Genomic DNA, 15,965 nt, shown 5'->3' with positions numbered 1-15,965 from the left:
TACTTATGAACTACTTAAAGATATTTAACGGCAATATCCTGAGCCCGCAAGGCACCATCAAGAACGGTTGTATCCTTGTGGGCAACGGAAAGATCCTGGAAGTAAGTCCGGGCAACATAGACCTGGAAGGGGCAGTGAACATTGATGCCGGTGGGAAATATATCTCACCGGGCTTTATTGATATGCATGTGCATGGCGGCGGTGGGTTTGACTTTATGGACAACACACCGGAAGCGTTTTTAGGTATAGCGCAAACCCACGCCTTATTTGGTACTACTGCATTAATGCCCACCACTTTAAGCTGTGAAAATCAGGACCTGCTGGATACATTGGCCACCTACCGGGTGGCCGATGAGCAGAATGTGAAGGGTGCTTCCTTTATTGGTTTACATATTGAAGGGCCTTACTTTAGTATGAAGCAGAAAGGCGCCCAGGATCCCCGGTATATCCGCGATCCGGACCCGCAGGAATACCGGGAGCTGGTAGAAGGAGCCAACTTCATTAAGAGATGGAGCGCTGCTCCCGAGCTGAGCGGCGCGTTGGAGTTGGGAGATTATTTACGCAGTAAGCAGATCCTGCCGGCCATTGCACATACCGACGCTATTTATGAAGAAGTGGTGCTGGCCTATGAAAGAGGCTTTACTCATGCCACGCATTTCTATTCCTGTATGTCGGGGGTATCGCGGCGCGCTGCCTATCGCTATGCAGGGGTTATAGAAAGCGCCTATCTTATCGACGATATGACAGTGGAAATTATAGCCGATGGTTCCCATTTACCGGCGGCCCTGCTAAAGCTGGTGTACAAAATCAAAGGCCCTGAACATACCGCCCTGATCACCGATGCCATGCGGGCCGCCAATATGCCGGATGGGGAAAGCATATTGGGAAGTTTACATAACGGTTTGCCGGTAATCGTAGAAGATGGTGTTGCAAAATTACCAGACCGGTCTTCCTTTGCGGGAAGTGTGGCTACAGCCGATCAGCTGGTCCGCAACATGATTAACCTGGCGGATGTTCCGTTGAGCGATGCGGTCAGGATGGCTAGTCATACACCCGCTTCCATACTCGGTATCAGCGAACGGAAAGGTGCTTTGATAAAAGGTGCAGACGCCGATATCATTCTCTTCGATAACAATATCAATATTGACATGACGATTGTCGGTGGCAATGTCGTTTATCACAGGAAGTCTTAATCTCATCCATTATCGGGTCAAAATTTATCATCATTGAAAACAATCGAAGTACCTTATTTCGAACTGCGGGAGGATGCCGGTATCAATTACCTGGCAAACTATTTAAGAAGGCTTCCGGGAATAGAGATCAGCAAGAACCCCTGGCCTCAGTACTCGGCCAGGGTGAAAGCCAGTTGCCGTATCGCTTACAGTGATACGGCTATCTTTCTTCAATACAAGGTGGCGGAACCATATTTAACGGCCAGTTCAACGATCAATGGCGACATCCATAAAGACAGCTGCGTGGAGTTTTTCCTGGCCCTGGATAATAGCGGCAACTACTACAATATGGAGTTTAATTGTTTAGGTGTTTCAAAGATAGGCTATGGGAAAAAGCGGGATCAGCGACAACTCATCGATGATGAAAAGATCGCGAAGATCCGGTCACTCACCACTATTGATACCTTTTTTGAAAATTCAAAAAGGATGTACAACTGGGAGCTTACGCTGGTGATCCATCAGGATATTTTCTTTTTAAACCAGCATCTCCGGTTCCGGGATCTCCATGCCACCGGCAATTTTTATAAGTGTGGTGATAGTCTTCCGGAGCCACATTACCTCTGCTGGAATATGATTGACGCCGCATCTCCTGATTTTCATCAGAAGGATTTCTTTGGAAACCTGGTATTTTCACCGGTGATGCAGATTTATCATAATTCCCTTTAAATTTATATCAAATGACAACTGAAAAAAACGATTTTTCTTCCCGGGTGCAGATCTATCTGTCCAGGGAACTGATGGGAGAAGCCGCTGCCGATCGCTTTGTGGCGGCCGTTGAAGCGGTATTGAAAGTAAAGGAAGAAGTGAATATTATTTTTGCTGCGGCACCTTCACAGCAAGAATTCCTTCGTGCATTGCTGCAGCGGGATGTTCAATGGCAGCAGATCAACGCATTTCATATGGATGAATATATTGGCCTGGATGATGCAGCCCCACAGCGTTTCGGTAATTTTTTAAAAGACAGGCTCTTTGGAAAAGTGAATTTCAAATCTGTTCATTACCTGGATGGAAATGTGGGGCATCCGGAAGATGAATGTGCGAGGTATACCCGGTTGCTCGAAAATTATCCCGTTGACATGGTATGTATGGGGATAGGGGAGAACGGGCATCTGGCCTTTAACGATCCGCCTGTGGCTGACTTTAACGACCCGGCACAGGTAAAGGTAGTGGAATTGGATCCTGCCTGCCGCCAGCAGCAGGTAAACGATGGTTGTTTTGCCAGCCTGGATCTGGTGCCAACCGAAGCATTAACGCTCACCATTCCGGCGCTGATGCGGGCAAAAGTTATCAATTGTGTAGTACCCGGTAGTACCAAGGCTCAGGCGGTGCTCAATACCGTGAGGAAACCTATATGTACGGATTTTCCGTCGACTGTTTTAAGAACACATGAAGGCGTTGTTGTTTTTCTGGATACGGATAGTGCGAAATACTTAGGTTGAGTGAATGTTAAGAAAATGCTGGCCATCTCAGGTCAGCATTTTCTCAATCTCTTCCAGACTTTTGCCTTTCGTTTCCATCAGTTTGCTTTTAGCATAGAAAAATGACAGCAAACAGAAAAAAGCGAAGATGAAGAACGTTACCGCTATGCCTAAGCCATCTCTCATAAGCGGAAACAGCAGGTTTACCACCCAGTCGGCTACCCACATGGTCATAATGCAAACCGATACAGCCGTTCCACGTATATGCGTGGGGAATATTTCAGTAGAGATCACAAATTTTAAAGGTCCCAGTGACAGTGCGAAGAATAACAGGAAGAGGATGATGGCCCCCAGCATCAGCCAGCCGGTAATACCCAGCAGAAAGCAAAATCCGGTTAACATCAATGCCAGCGCCGCGCACATGGAGCCATATAAATACAACGGGCGACGGCCCCAGCTATCTACTTTAAGAATAGCCACGATAGTGAAAACCGCGTTGGCCACGCCGAGAATCACCTGGTAAAGCAGGGCGTCGTTGGTGATGATACCCGCCGATTTCATGATAGTGGGACCATAGAAGATAATACCATTGATACCACTGAGTTGCGACAATGCAGTAAGTACCACCGCCAGCGCCAGTAGTTTACGCAAGGGTAAACGCAGCAATTCAGACAAACCGCCCCTTGGTTGTGCAGCTGCTTCCCGGATGGATTTTAGTTCAGCTAATGCGTCCTCTTCACCGGAGATTTTTCTTAGTACGGTCAGTGCTTCCTCCGGTTTTCCGTATTGCACCAGCCAGCGTGGACTTTCCGGTACGATCAGCAGTAAGAGGGCAAATATGGCAGCGGGAATTACGGCCACGAGGAACATACCCCGCCATACATTGTCAATAAACAGCCAGTATAATAAGCCATTGCCACCACCCGCATGAGCGGCAGCATTTCTTTGTAAAAAAAGATTACTCAGGTAAGCGGATAGGATGCCGATAGTGATGGCAAGCTGGTAGAAGGTAACCAATGCGCCGCGTTTCTTCCCGGGTGCAATTTCCGAAATATAGAGCGGAGAGATATTGGAGGCCACACCTACACCCATACCGGCCAGTACGCGGAAGAATATCAATACAGCATAGGCTTTTGCAAAAGCAAATCCTACAGCGCTGATGAGAAAGAGAAAGGCGGCAATGAATAATACCTTTCTCCGGCCTATTTTATCACTCAGATACCCGGAGAATGCTACGCCGGCAATACAACCCAGCAGTGCGCAGGAAACAAACAGTCCTTCCTGTGAAGCCGACAGTCCGTACTGTAATTTAACCGGCTCAATAATACCGCTTACAACAGCCATATCAAAGCCAAACAGGAAGCCTCCCAATGCTGCAATCAGCGTGATGAAAATGATAAACTGGTTTGTTTTTCCGTGGATCATAAGTTCAGGTATAATTAGATGTTTTCAAAAGCCCGCTCAGCAATGGTCATCTTTCACGTGCGACATTACTACAAAGGCTTTTCCTTTGCCGGTATTGGTAATAGTATAGCTTCCGGCCGCTGCAGGTACCACAAATGTTTCTGCATAATGGAAGATAGATGAATTACCGTCACTCTCAACGGATATTTTTTCTCCTTCTACCAGCATACACAGATGGCATTGATTGTTGGTGGCGATAGTGATGCTGCCGGTAAATTCGTAGCGGTAAACGTTGTAAAAATGCTCTTCATGGGTAGGCAACTTTACTTTACGGCCACCTTCCCATTCTTCTTCCACTACAGGCTGCGATATTAATTTTTCGGTTACATAATCACCTTTCCGGTCGAAGTAAAGGTTGTTCATGGCATGGTCAATATTGATAGGGCGTGGTTGTCCGTTAAGACCCAGTCGTAGCCAATCGTACATTTTGAACGTGAAAATATAAGGCGTGCTGCTGATTTCGAGTACCATGTTGTTTTTCCCGGAGGCATGCACTGTGCCGTTGGGAATGAGGAATAAGTCGTGTTTATGTGCCTGGAATTTCTGTATATATTTTTCCACTTCCAGCTCAGTACCCTTTTCCTGTGCAGCTATTAACGCAGTTCTGAACTGCTCAGGGTTGATCTTTTCGTGGAAACCCAGGTACACATTGGCATCGGGTTCACAGTCAAGTATGTAATACGTTTCGTCCTGCGTGAAATTCTCCCCGAAATAAGCCTTCGCATAGGCCGTTCTCGGATGACACTGGATAGAGAGATTACCGCCATCGTACGTGTCGAGGAAATCAAAGCGGATAGGAAACTCTGTCCCGAATCTTTCAGCGGCTTTGCCAAGTAGTTTTTGATTATCTGCAAAAAGCAGGTAATCGAAAGATACCTCCAGTAAGTGATGGTCGCCTGCAATCACAATCCCGTTTTCAGGGGTAATCAGTTCGAAGGACCATGCATAATTCACTTCGTCCTGGTTGAGCTGGGGAATGTGTTTTTTCATCCAGTCGCCGCCCCATACGCCGGCTTCAAACCAGGGTCTTGCCCGGAACGGTTGTTTAAGCATGTGTTGCAGTGTATTCCGGAAAGCTTCTCCGCTCATCCAGGTAATGTCCTGTACACGTTGCTCATCGATAATGTAATCTATATGAGGAAGTAATTTTGCTTTATGTTTGCTCAGTACCGGCCAGTCAACAAAATAGAAACGCTTGTACATCTGGGAATGCGCTGCTGTTTCACCGGCGCCAAGATTGGTGATAGCATCCGCCCGCATACGGTACTGAATTTCATTCTTTGGTACATCTGCATACAGCAGTTTTCCGTTCACGCCTGCGAGGGCAGCGCCTGTACCGTACACAATGAAAAGATCCGCCGTTGGATCGGGGTGAATCCCTTTCAACTGTTGCACATCAAAGAAATCTACCAGGTCGCCCGTATATTTTTTTCCGAATACCGGATCGTCTCCGTTCATGCTCGGGGCGATCATGCCAGCTATTTCTGCGGCAGGTTTTAAGCAATTGCTGATGTTATACCAGGCGATAGTTTTATTTTCTTTATTCAGCGCTGCTTGCAGGTGCTCCCTGAGTTTTTCCCATAACACACCACCATAACCATCGATGATAATTACTTTTTCGTTGGCGATAGCGGCTGCCAGCGTAGCGAATCCGGTATCAACTTTTTCACCGGAAATAAAAAAGGGGTAAATATTATATACTGCTGTATCTGTTGCGGGTGTATTTAGAGGTAATAGCGCCTGTGAAGTTTTTCTCATTGTCTGATGATTTATCGTTGTCGTGCAACAGCTGGATCAATACTATAAAATCCTTTTCTTCTGTTGGAAGAAAAAGGAAGTTTTTACAGTATTAATCATTCAATAATAATATGTATGTATGTACAAACATATATCGAAATGGCCGATTTTCCAAAAAAGTTTTGACCGGTACCCGGCAGGCTTCTTTTTTACCTGTTATAATAGCTATAATAAGGTTAGTTGTGGTGTCTGAGAAAAAATGATCCCGCGTTGTGCAATTAAAATTTGCCATCATCCGGAAAAATAGTATGTTTATACATTCAAAGATTTATGCGATATGACGCCCGGTTATTGTCGGGGGAACAAAGGCATACAGATTAATAGTTATAGCATGAAAATACAATCTTCATTCGTATGGGGCCTGATGCTCTTTGCTGTTACAGGCACGGCACAGGTTAAACGTACCACAGACGAAACGTCTGCAGAAAAGAAAGCAATGGCCTACTTTCCCTTTGTGAAATCGAAAGCCCTGGAAGTGATGAAAGCCGGGTTTAATGCGGGAGATGGCTACCGCGAGGTATGGATCCGTGACTACAATACCTTTATCGAGCTCGCTGCCCAGGTAAATACCCCCGACGTGTTGAAAGAAAACCTGCTGGTGTTTTTCAGAATGCAGGGCGATGACGGCAATATCATCGACGGATTTACGCCCGCAGAGAAAATTGGCAAAGGCGAAACCGATTTTAGCTATTCCAAACTGGAACCACGCTATGCCGGTCATAAGAACACCGTAGAAACAGACCAGGAAAGTTCATTGGTACAGGCGGTGTATAAATACATCCAGGTAACCGGTGACAGCAGTATACTACAGGAAAAGATTGGCGATAAAACCGTAGCCGCACGCCTGGAATATTGCATGGATTTTCTCATGAAAAATAAATTCAACCAGCAATATGGCCTGATTACCGGCGCTACTACGGCCGACTGGGGAGATGTGCAGCCAGAACATGGATGGGGCGTAGACCTGGACAATAACACGCATCCTGCTATTGACATCTACGACAATGCCATGTTTATTATAGCCATGAATAACCTGATGGAAATGCTACCTGCTACCCGTCAGCAATGGGAACCCATAAAAAATAGCGTGGCGGCTAATTGCAGGAAATACCTCTGGGATAAAAAGAACCAGAAGTTTATTCCGCATATTTACCTGAAAGGCTCTCCTTTTCCTGCCGGTTTTAAGGAGAATGAGATCTATTATTTCGGAGGTACTACTATTGCCATTGAAGCCGGTTTGTTAACCAAACAGGAAGTGAAGCTTTCGCTGAATGAAATGGTGAAAAGGGTGAAACAGGCAGGCGCGCCTTCCATCGGGTTAACATTGTATCCTCCTTATCCGGAAGGCTATTTCGTGAATAAGATCATGAACCCGGTATATAGCTATCAGAATGGCGGCGACTGGACCTGGTTTGGTGGCAGGATGATTCAACAGCTGATTAAATACGGATTTATAAAGGAAGCCTACGAACAGGTGCTGCCCATGGTAAAACGTGTGAAAGATAATAACGGATTTTATGAGTGGTATTCCGTTGATAACAAACCAAGAGGATCCGGTACCTTCAGGGGAGAGGCAGGTGTTTTGTACACCGCTATTAAAATGTTTGATGAGGTAAAGAAGTAAATGTATATCAGGCAGGGAACAATGAAAAAAGGCCCGCAGGCAGTTGCCTGCGGGCCTTTTAATGTGCTGTGATTATCATCTCCTTGATACAGCTCACCATACATCTGTACCGGTCATAATTACCTACTGTGTACAGTCCCTCATTTTATCAATGCTTATAATTTTGCCCTGTACATTTTACACGGGACATGCGTATCGTCATCACATTAACAGTAGTAACAGATCAGGGATTGGATGCTCTTTTGATGCTGACCGGAGCCGCTCTCTTATTGTCATCATTAATTGCATAAAAAGTAAATGCCCAATGAAATCGAATCAACAGCAAAGTACCTTCGCACAGGCGCTTCCGGCCACTTTGGAGCCACCTATGTTCCTTGTCACTATCTTATCGCTGGGAACTTTTATTATCTTCTTTCAGGGATTTATGGTGGCGCCGATATTACCGGGGTTATCCACGGATTTTGGTGTGTCTGTCCGGCACGTGAGTTTTATTGAGCCTGCCTATCTGTTGGGCTACGGTGCCGCCACCCTTGTTTATGGGCCGCTGTCGGACAAGTACGGCCGGTTTCCGGTCATTTTGTTCTCGTTGATCTGCTTTATTGTATTGACGGCCTGTACTGGTTTTTGCAGTTCTATTACGCAGATGATTGTACTCCGGTTATTGACAGGAATAGGAGCCGGTGGGGTTGCGCCTATCACCATCGGGTGGATTGGTGATAAATTTCCTTATGAAAAACGTGGCCATGCTCTCGGCATTTTTTTCGGTTGTATGGCAGGGGGGACTGCCTTTGGCTCCAGCGTGGGCGCCTTGTTTGCCGCTAAGCTAGGCTGGCAGATGTTGTTCTGGGCAGTGGCAGCTGTTGGTATTCTGATCTTGCTGTTGCTGATGTTGTATCGCCGGAATTTCAGGCAGCGCAGCGTACAAACTGCTGCGGGTTTTATGACCCTGTACAGATCCATGAAAGAGATATAGCTGCTGCCCCGTGGCCGGAGAACGTATCTCTTCGTGTTATTTAATGGGATGTTTCATAGCGGGGTGTTCGCCTGGACCGGCTACTTCTTCTTTAAAAATTATCAGCTGGATGAGCAGGGAGTAGGTTTTGCACTGCTCGGCTATGGGATACCAGGATTGCTGCTAGGGCCGTTGCTGGGGAAACTGGCCGATAAGTATGGTCGCAACAGAATTATCCCGATCGGCATACTGATCGGCGCCGTATCGGCTATTCTGCTGAGCATGAATTATTCATTGGCGGCCTCCTGCATTTTTATTGTGACGTTATCATTTGGCTTTGAGTTAACCCACCCTTTATTTGCGGCCATTATAACTACACTATCTCCGAAAAAGGGCGCTGCGACAGGCTTGTTTGCCTTTTTTCTTTTTATGGGCTATGGATTCGGAAGCCTCGTCTTTAGCCTGATCGTAAATATAGGACTGCATAAGGCATTCAGGCTATTTGGAATAGTGGCTTTTGTGGGAGCTTTTATGGCAGCCTATCATTTTAAAAAAGAACGATAAACAGTAAAACTTTGGGGGAGGAAGTCTTTACATCATTTACGTACTCATGTATTAAACCTTGATAGCGGGTAATAGTCTATTAGCCATTCATTTACTTTTGAACCTTGATACCTGCAACAATTTTTAATGCCTTTCCAATGAGAAAAGTTGAGATGAGTTTTAAGTGCTTATTTTCGGTGGCTATTATTTTGACATTCTTTTCTGTATCTGCTATTCCTCCAGGTGGTCCTGAGATAAGCCAACCCACCCCGCTCAATCTGTTGATGGTAAAAGATGGAGGCTATACCGACCGGCTGTTGTTAGGCATTACGCAGTTGGGTTTGAAAAAAGTGGAATTGAAAACGGTTTTTGATACCGGTTCTGAAGGCCTGGTGCTGGATGCGAAGGCGGTATTGCCGGGGGAAATGGTAACACCTGATGGAATTGACCTGAGAGGCCGGCGGGTAATGACGCTGGATGGTATCACTATTACCGCTATCAAGGATTCTACCAGCTATGGAGACGCACCCAATAACAGAATGTACTATGGGCAGATTGCTTATACCACTGTTACGTTAGGTGATAACACCCACGAGGTAACGACCCGGCAAATGCCTGTATTTCTCATTTACAGGGGTGTGAAGTTGCTTACCGGCGAAGAAGCGGCCATCGATCACGATTCTATTGTAAATGGTATCTGTGGCGTCGAGAATGTGCATCCGTTGAGCGAAGAAGTGGCAACTGCCAGGAAATATATGAAAAGCCCGTTTGCTTATCTTAATTACCGAAGAGGTGTATATGCAGGAATCCAGCTATCAGCGACCGGCAGCGCGGATCATCCGCAAGTGGTGAGTCAGCATAATAACCGGGTGATCTGTGCCGCACCTTTATTGCAGGTAGGACTTACGAATAGTATGGAAGATGGCTATATTCTACAGCAAAAGAAAATGAAGAACAACAGCCATGTACTATCGCCCATGGTGGTGGGCAAACTACGGATCAACGGGATGGAAACCACAGGCGATATCCTGTTCGACAGCGGTACCAAACGGGGTGGAAGTATTGCCGATATGAACAGCTTTTCAGATAATTCCTATGTGCTGGATGATCAGACGCAGGTGAGTTTCACCGCCAGGGAAGGATTCCGTTACAGCTTTGTAGCGGACAAAAAGAACCGGAAAATTACAATGGTACCGAATAATACAGACAGGCTGAAGAGATCCGTCTGGGGATTGTGGTTTTTTATAAATAATAATTTTATCATCGATTATTCCAATTACCTGATCGGTATTAAGCCGGTATAGTTTCAGTGCTATAGTGGTTTCAAAAATGTTATTCATTTGTTATTCAATGTCGTAACAAACCGGATTACTGTACCTTACAATGGTATAAATAATCCACTATGAAACCCCGATTCCTCTCTGCCTTCCTGGCATTATTCACCTGTATTATTTCGTGTAAAAAGAATCCTGACCAATCAGGCGGACAAACAGATCCACCCGGAAAGGTAACAGGAACAATTGTACTACCTGCGGGAAGTACCATCAATACCAGCACATTGTCCGTGGTAGCTCCCTATAAAGTAGCTGCTGTAAAAGATAACCGGTTTGACCTGGGAGACAGCTCCATTAATTACACGCCCACTTTTGTGACAGATCCCGGTGGTAAGCTGATATTGGCCGGATATACGGCCGATCAGGCTACGGATAAGGAAATTAATGTTACCTCAACAGCGGTGATGCTGTTAATGAATACAGACCTGGTGCGGTCCATTTCAGATAGTGGAAAAAAAGCCCTCATTCCACAGTTTAAAAAGAACAAGGATTTTCCGGCGCTGGTAGCGGAAATAAACAAACTGGTGCTGGCAGGAAAAAACATCCTGGACACTACCAACCTGGAATTGGTGAGCCGATTGGATGCTGTTATTCAAACTGCGTCTACGGCGAAGTTATCGCGGAAGCATATGCCCGTGAACTTTACCAGGGAAGGCAGGGTGTTGAACTTTTACAGCGATGACAATATTTTTCATACCGTGATTGGGGTGTATAAAGACGGACAGTATACAGGAAAGTTTCCGGTGAATGGACACCAGGTGTTTCCGGGATCTATCAGCGATGTGATGAACGGGATAGGAATGGTTTATACTGGCAGAAGCACAGAAAGTGAGTCCTACACTTTACAGGGTGATGGCAAGTTTGATATTAAAATGAGAACGGGTCTGGGAGAAGATGATGGAAGCGCAGAATATGCCAGCGCCGACCGGATAAACGCGTTTTCTTTAACGGCATATCTCCTGAATATTTTTGTACCTACGGTAGACAGGAAATATATTAGCTGCGCCGAGAATTCTACGCTGTTTACCAAAGAAACATTTGCAATGGTGAAAGCCGGTGATGCGGCAGGGCTAAGGAGCAAAATTAATAGTAAGGAATTTGCAGATGGCGTAAAGAATTGTATCATAGTGGACCCGCTGCAGGAAGTCTCCTTCAAGGTGATCCAAAGCAACTACTTTACTTTTGTAGATAAGTCTATTTTGTTTAAAGCAACCATGTCGACCGCCAATATCTGTTTTTATGCGGTACAGTGGAACAGGGCCAATCCGTTTTTCGATACATGCCTGATCGCAAGGGGGAATAATATATTTAAATGTAACCTGCAATATGATGGATTTTCGGACGGCGGATCATCTGTTACCTACCTGGAGCTGGAAGCCGCAAACGGGCTGCCGGCTAATCCCAGCGGTATTCGTTCCAGTCTGTACCTCGGATATGCTTACCTGCTGTTTAAAAATGATAATCTCACAGCGGAGTTTGAGGCCGGGATGAACTTCGTAAACACCCCCGGCTATAGCTCCCGTAAATTTGCCAGCAATGTGGCGAAGAAGATAGATTTTGACGGGCAATCATTGCACATTGAATTCGACAACGGCGCTTTTACGGGTACTGTGGCGGGCAATGATATTGTGGGCACATTTACGGTAAACTGGCTGCATCCCGATTTCAAAACCAAATTGCCCAAGGGGTATCCTCCGGTATACGTGAGCATACCGCTTACCTTGCACCTGCACCCGGACAAATAGCGGATTTGGTACTTCGTGTAAAAAGTTTCAATTTTACAAGGAGGAGAAGCAAGTGATGGCAAAAGCAACAGAAACACTGGAGGAGTTTTACCGGCATAAGTTGAATGGTCTTTCCGAAAACCTGAAACGGGATATCGGTCAGTTCAATGTTTTTTGCATAGAAGACCGGCTCATTTCAGGTACTACTTCTCCTACGTACATACGGCGGGATTTCTTTAAGATAATGTTCTTCCAGGGAAGCAATATCTTTCATTATGGGGATAAGAGCATTCCCGTAAACGGTAATACGTTGCTTTTCTTTAATCCGCAGGTTCCCTATACTTACGAACCGCTGCATCGGGATACCAAAGGCTTTTTTTGCGTATTTAAGAGCGAATTTTTTCATGAAAGTCTCCGCCTGAATCTCCTCGAACTACCATTGTTTGCTTCTTCCGCACAGCCGGTATTCCGCCTGAATGAGGAAGATACCGGGGAGGTAATGATTATTTTCAGAAAGATGATGAAGGAACTGGCCACTGATTACATCTACAGATATGAACTGATCAAAAACTATGTGAGTGAGCTGATTTACCTGGCGATGAAGCTCCAGCCATCAGAGCAGTTGTTTAAACATCCGGATGCCGGCTCCCGTATTACTGCCGTATTTAATGAACTGCTCGAACGCCAGTTTCCCATTCAAACCACCGCCCAGCGTTTTGAATTCCGTTCCCCGCAGGCCTTTGCAGATAAGCTGTCCGTGCATGTCAATTACCTGAACAGGGCCATAAAAAAGACTACAGGACACACCACCACCTATCATATCTTCGAGCGTGTTACTGCAGAAGCAAAAGCCCTGCTTAAACATACGAACTGGAACATCGCCGAAATCAGTTATGTGCTTGGATTTGAAGACCAGGCCCATTTTAATAACTTCTTTAAAAAGCAGACCAAAAAGAACCCCTCTGCTTTTCGTAAGGTTTGAATCTGACAAATAATGGTTTGTTTCCGGCAAGGCAGCAGGGCCGGAAGGAGGTAGCTTTGTATAAAAAAATGAACAATACTAAAGTCTGGTACATTACCGGCGCCTCCAAAGGCATGGGATGGTCTCTCGTAAAAGAATTGCTGGCTCAGGGCCACTATGTTGCCGCCACCTCCAGAACCATTGCTGCATTTGAACAGCTGAAAGGTGTATCGGAGAAATTTTTACCGTTAGAAGTAGATCTAAAAAGTGAGTTATCTGTCGCGGATTCACTCAAACGGACAGTGGCAACATTTGGCCGGCTGGATGTTGTTGTCAATAACGCAGGATACGGTCTTGGCGGCGCATTGGAAGAATTGAGCAGCGAAGAAATCCATGAAAATTTTGAAGTGAACTTTTTTGCTGTTGTCCGCGTAGTACAGCAGGCGCTCCCTTATTTCAGAAAACAACAGGCTGGGCATATCATCAATATTTCTTCTATTGCGGGCTTTGCGCCCGGTGTAGGGTGGTCTATGTATTGTGCCGCCAAATTTGCGGTGAGCGGCCTTTCTGATGCGCTGGCAAATGATCTCCGGCCGTTGGGCATAAAGGTGACCAACGTGCTGCCCGGATGGTTCCGGACAAATTTTGCCAAACCGGATTCCATTGCGTACAGTAAAAAACAGTTGGCGGATTATGCATACCTGCGGGAGTATCATAAAAAAATGAACACGATGGATGGCGCTCAACCTGGTGATCCCGGTAAAATTGCCGGCGCATTCCTGGAGCTGGTATCCAGTGAAAACCCGCCAGAGAATCTGTTCCTGGGAAGTGATGCCGTATCGCGTGCAAAAAGCAGGATAGCACAGTTGAGTGGGGAATTGGAGCGCTGGGAACGGGTATCAGGCTCCACGGATTTTGTATCCGTTATCAGAGAAGAGAGGTAGGGATATATCTCCTCAAAAGGTAATGACGTTTCAAAAAAGGTTAATTTTGCCGCACTATTTTATTCATGCGATGATTCCAATCTATAAGATCGAAGATTTTGTGTCAGACAAGACATTGGAGCACTCTTTTAAACTGGAGCGATTCGGAGAGTTATCGTGGCCAAAGCAGCTGACCTGGCCCAACAAACACGATTTCTACGAAATAATCTGGATCACAGAAGGTACCTTCACACATACGATAGATTATCACGACATTTTTATACAGACGGATACGCTGCTGATCACATCTCCCGGCCAGATTCATTTGCTGCCAACACCGGAAAAAGTGAAAGGGTATAGTATCGCTTTCACCGAACAATTCCTGCTTACGCATCAGACGCAGGAATCTATTTTTGAACTGACATTCCTGGAGGATAGTTTTACGAGGCCTTATTTATGCCTGGACGAAAACGGGCAGCAGGAGCTTAAAGCGATTATAGACCCGCTGATAGCAGAGATGAACCGGCGGGAGAAGGTGCCTTTAATCATCAACGGATTGCTGCTGGTGTTGCTGAATCGTATTCAGCGCCTGATGTCGAAAACACAACCGGAGATAAAAGATTCTTTCCAGGTGCTGACACATAAAAGGTTTAAAAAGCTCATCGAAGAAAATTACCGGGAGGAAACTGACCTGGCATTTTATGCCGGCAAATTGAATATCTCTGCCAACTATCTCAATAAAATCGTTAAAAACCTAACCGGCAATACAGCGGGGGGCATGATCCGCGATCGTGGGCTGGCAGAGGCAAAGCGGATGTTGGTGTATTGTAATCTTCCGATCGGCGACATCAGTGATCAGCTTGGATTTAAGGATTTCTCTTATTTCTCCCGTCAGTTTAAAAAGCAGGAGGGCATGTCTCCTGCGGAGTACCGTAAGCAGATGTATAGGAAGTATGCGGTTCAATAAGTGATAGTTCACTATTTGGAACGGAAAGTACCAATATCGGGCTGTTATCTTCTAACAGGCTGGCAGGATCTCATCCGACATTTGCTGTTATAATATTTTAATGATAACAGCATGAAAAGAGAACTGAAAGTTGCCCGGGACTACTTTAAAAATTACCTGGACCTTAGCGCGCCCATACCTGAGTTGCGTATTGCAGCAGATAAAATGTATGCTACGTTGCCTGTAGCAGCAGACATTGTTTACGAAACCGTATCTATCGGGAATTTGCAAGGGGAGTGGACTACTTCTCCGCAGGCCAGAGATACCCACGTTTTATATTATATACACGGTGGTGCGTTCCTGATCGGTAGTCCGGCTACCCATCGGGGAGAGATCAGTGAACTGGGCAGAGCTGGGAGGATGAAAACATTTGCCCCTGACTATCGCCTTGCACCGGAACATCCTTTTCCGCAACCCCTGGAAGATATTTTTGACGGGTATCTCTGGTTACTCGATCAGGGATACGATCCAAAGAATATCATCATCAGCGGCGACTCTGCCGGTGGGAATGCCACGATTAATTTATTGCTTTTTGCCCGCGACAGGGGCGTGCCGATGCCGGCAGGCGGCGTTGTGATCTCTCCTTGGATTGACCTGGCGCAAACGGGTGAAACCTATCAGACAAGGGAAGGAAGAGATCCTATTGTAAGCCTGAAAGCGATCAAAGCCCAGGCAGCCGCCTATCTGGGTGGTGCTGATCCCCGTCTTCCGGTAGCATCGCCGGTATATGCGGATGTGCATGGCATGCCGCCGGTGTATGTAGTGGTGGGTGAGGCGGAAGGCATGCTGAGTGAAGCGTTGGTATTTACGCGGAATGCGGCAATGGCAGGTGTTCACGTGCGACTGGAAGTATGGCCGCAGATGATCCATAATTTTCCATTGTGGCATTCGTTGTTGCCGGAAGGTAAGGATGCGATCCGGAAAGCAGGGGAGTTTATGATGGCTTTAACGGAGGAGCATTGATGGTAGCAACTGGCAAAAAAAAGC

General features: G+C 46.1%; 14 protein-coding genes. 12 read left to right on the top strand and 2 right to left on the bottom strand.

Annotated features, from left to right (window positions below; all coding sequences use genetic code 11):
• Positions 1-5: 5 nt before the first annotated feature.
• From nagA to BMW79_RS21250, 3 genes are read left to right on the top strand one after another with little or no spacing between them, the layout of a single operon-like run.
• Entirely contained in the window at positions 6-1,193 is a 1,188-nt protein-coding gene (nagA, locus tag BMW79_RS21260; protein WP_089897870.1) for an N-acetylglucosamine-6-phosphate deacetylase, read from the top strand.
• Positions 1,194-1,226: 33 nt separating this feature from the next.
• Positions 1,227-1,898: a carbohydrate-binding family 9-like protein gene (locus BMW79_RS21255; RefSeq protein ID WP_089897868.1), complete on the top strand. Its 672-nt coding sequence runs from the start codon at positions 1,227-1,229 to the stop codon at positions 1,896-1,898.
• A gap of 11 nt (positions 1,899-1,909) precedes the next feature.
• Positions 1,910-2,671, top strand: a complete 762-nt coding sequence (locus tag BMW79_RS21250; RefSeq protein ID WP_089897867.1) for a glucosamine-6-phosphate deaminase — start codon at positions 1,910-1,912, stop codon at positions 2,669-2,671.
• A gap of 27 nt (positions 2,672-2,698) precedes the next feature.
• On the opposite strand, the gene BMW79_RS21245 is transcribed toward BMW79_RS21250, so the two are convergent.
• The gene (locus BMW79_RS21245; RefSeq protein ID WP_089897865.1) at positions 2,699-4,075 is read right to left on the bottom strand and encodes a sugar porter family MFS transporter; all 1,377 of its coding nucleotides are present in this window, start codon (positions 4,073-4,075) and stop codon (positions 2,699-2,701) included.
• Between the two features lie 36 nt (positions 4,076-4,111).
• On the bottom strand, positions 4,112-5,872 hold the full coding sequence (locus tag BMW79_RS21240) for a class I mannose-6-phosphate isomerase (RefSeq protein ID WP_089897863.1): 1,761 nt from the start codon (positions 5,870-5,872) through the stop codon (positions 4,112-4,114).
• Between the two features lie 370 nt (positions 5,873-6,242).
• Between BMW79_RS21240 and BMW79_RS21235 the strand changes: the two genes are divergently transcribed.
• The 9 genes from BMW79_RS21235 to BMW79_RS21200 all read left to right on the top strand — a co-directional run bounded on the left by BMW79_RS21235 (position 6,243) and on the right by BMW79_RS21200 (position 15,941).
• Positions 6,243-7,535 carry a GH36-type glycosyl hydrolase domain-containing protein gene (locus tag BMW79_RS21235; RefSeq protein ID WP_089897861.1) on the top strand — a complete coding sequence of 431 codons (1,293 nt, stop codon included), beginning with the start codon at positions 6,243-6,245 and terminating at the stop codon, positions 7,533-7,535.
• A gap of 304 nt (positions 7,536-7,839) precedes the next feature.
• The gene (locus tag BMW79_RS34120) at positions 7,840-8,508 is read left to right on the top strand and encodes an MFS transporter (RefSeq protein WP_218150399.1); all 669 of its coding nucleotides are present in this window, start codon (positions 7,840-7,842) and stop codon (positions 8,506-8,508) included.
• 33 nt (positions 8,509-8,541) lie between these two features.
• Positions 8,542-9,051, top strand: a complete 510-nt coding sequence (locus tag BMW79_RS34115) for an MFS transporter (protein ID WP_262487488.1) — start codon at positions 8,542-8,544, stop codon at positions 9,049-9,051.
• A 137-nt stretch (positions 9,052-9,188) separates the two neighbouring features.
• Positions 9,189-10,334 carry a hypothetical protein gene (locus BMW79_RS21225; protein ID WP_143059240.1) on the top strand — a complete coding sequence of 382 codons (1,146 nt, stop codon included), beginning with the start codon at positions 9,189-9,191 and terminating at the stop codon, positions 10,332-10,334.
• Positions 10,335-10,432: 98 nt separating this feature from the next.
• Positions 10,433-12,109, top strand: coding sequence for a hypothetical protein (locus BMW79_RS21220; RefSeq protein ID WP_089897857.1), 1,677 nt, complete (start codon positions 10,433-10,435; stop codon positions 12,107-12,109).
• 55 nt (positions 12,110-12,164) lie between these two features.
• On the top strand, positions 12,165-13,070 hold the full coding sequence (locus BMW79_RS21215) for a helix-turn-helix domain-containing protein (RefSeq protein ID WP_089897855.1): 906 nt from the start codon (positions 12,165-12,167) through the stop codon (positions 13,068-13,070).
• Positions 13,071-13,138: 68 nt separating this feature from the next.
• On the top strand, positions 13,139-13,993 hold the full coding sequence (locus tag BMW79_RS21210) for an SDR family NAD(P)-dependent oxidoreductase (protein WP_089904035.1): 855 nt from the start codon (positions 13,139-13,141) through the stop codon (positions 13,991-13,993).
• Between the two features lie 70 nt (positions 13,994-14,063).
• A complete protein-coding gene (locus BMW79_RS21205; protein ID WP_177192272.1) occupies positions 14,064-14,939 on the top strand; it encodes a helix-turn-helix domain-containing protein in 876 nt (291 codons plus the stop codon).
• Between the two features lie 111 nt (positions 14,940-15,050).
• Entirely contained in the window at positions 15,051-15,941 is an 891-nt protein-coding gene (locus tag BMW79_RS21200; protein ID WP_089897851.1) for an alpha/beta hydrolase, read from the top strand.
• Positions 15,942-15,965 lie beyond the last annotated feature (24 nt).

This window comes from Chitinophaga arvensicola, from assembly GCF_900110835.1.
GTDB lineage: Bacteria > Bacteroidota > Bacteroidia > Chitinophagales > Chitinophagaceae > Chitinophaga > Chitinophaga arvensicola.
Note: the sequence above shows the minus strand (reverse complement) of the source record. Positions and strands in the feature narration are given on the sequence as shown.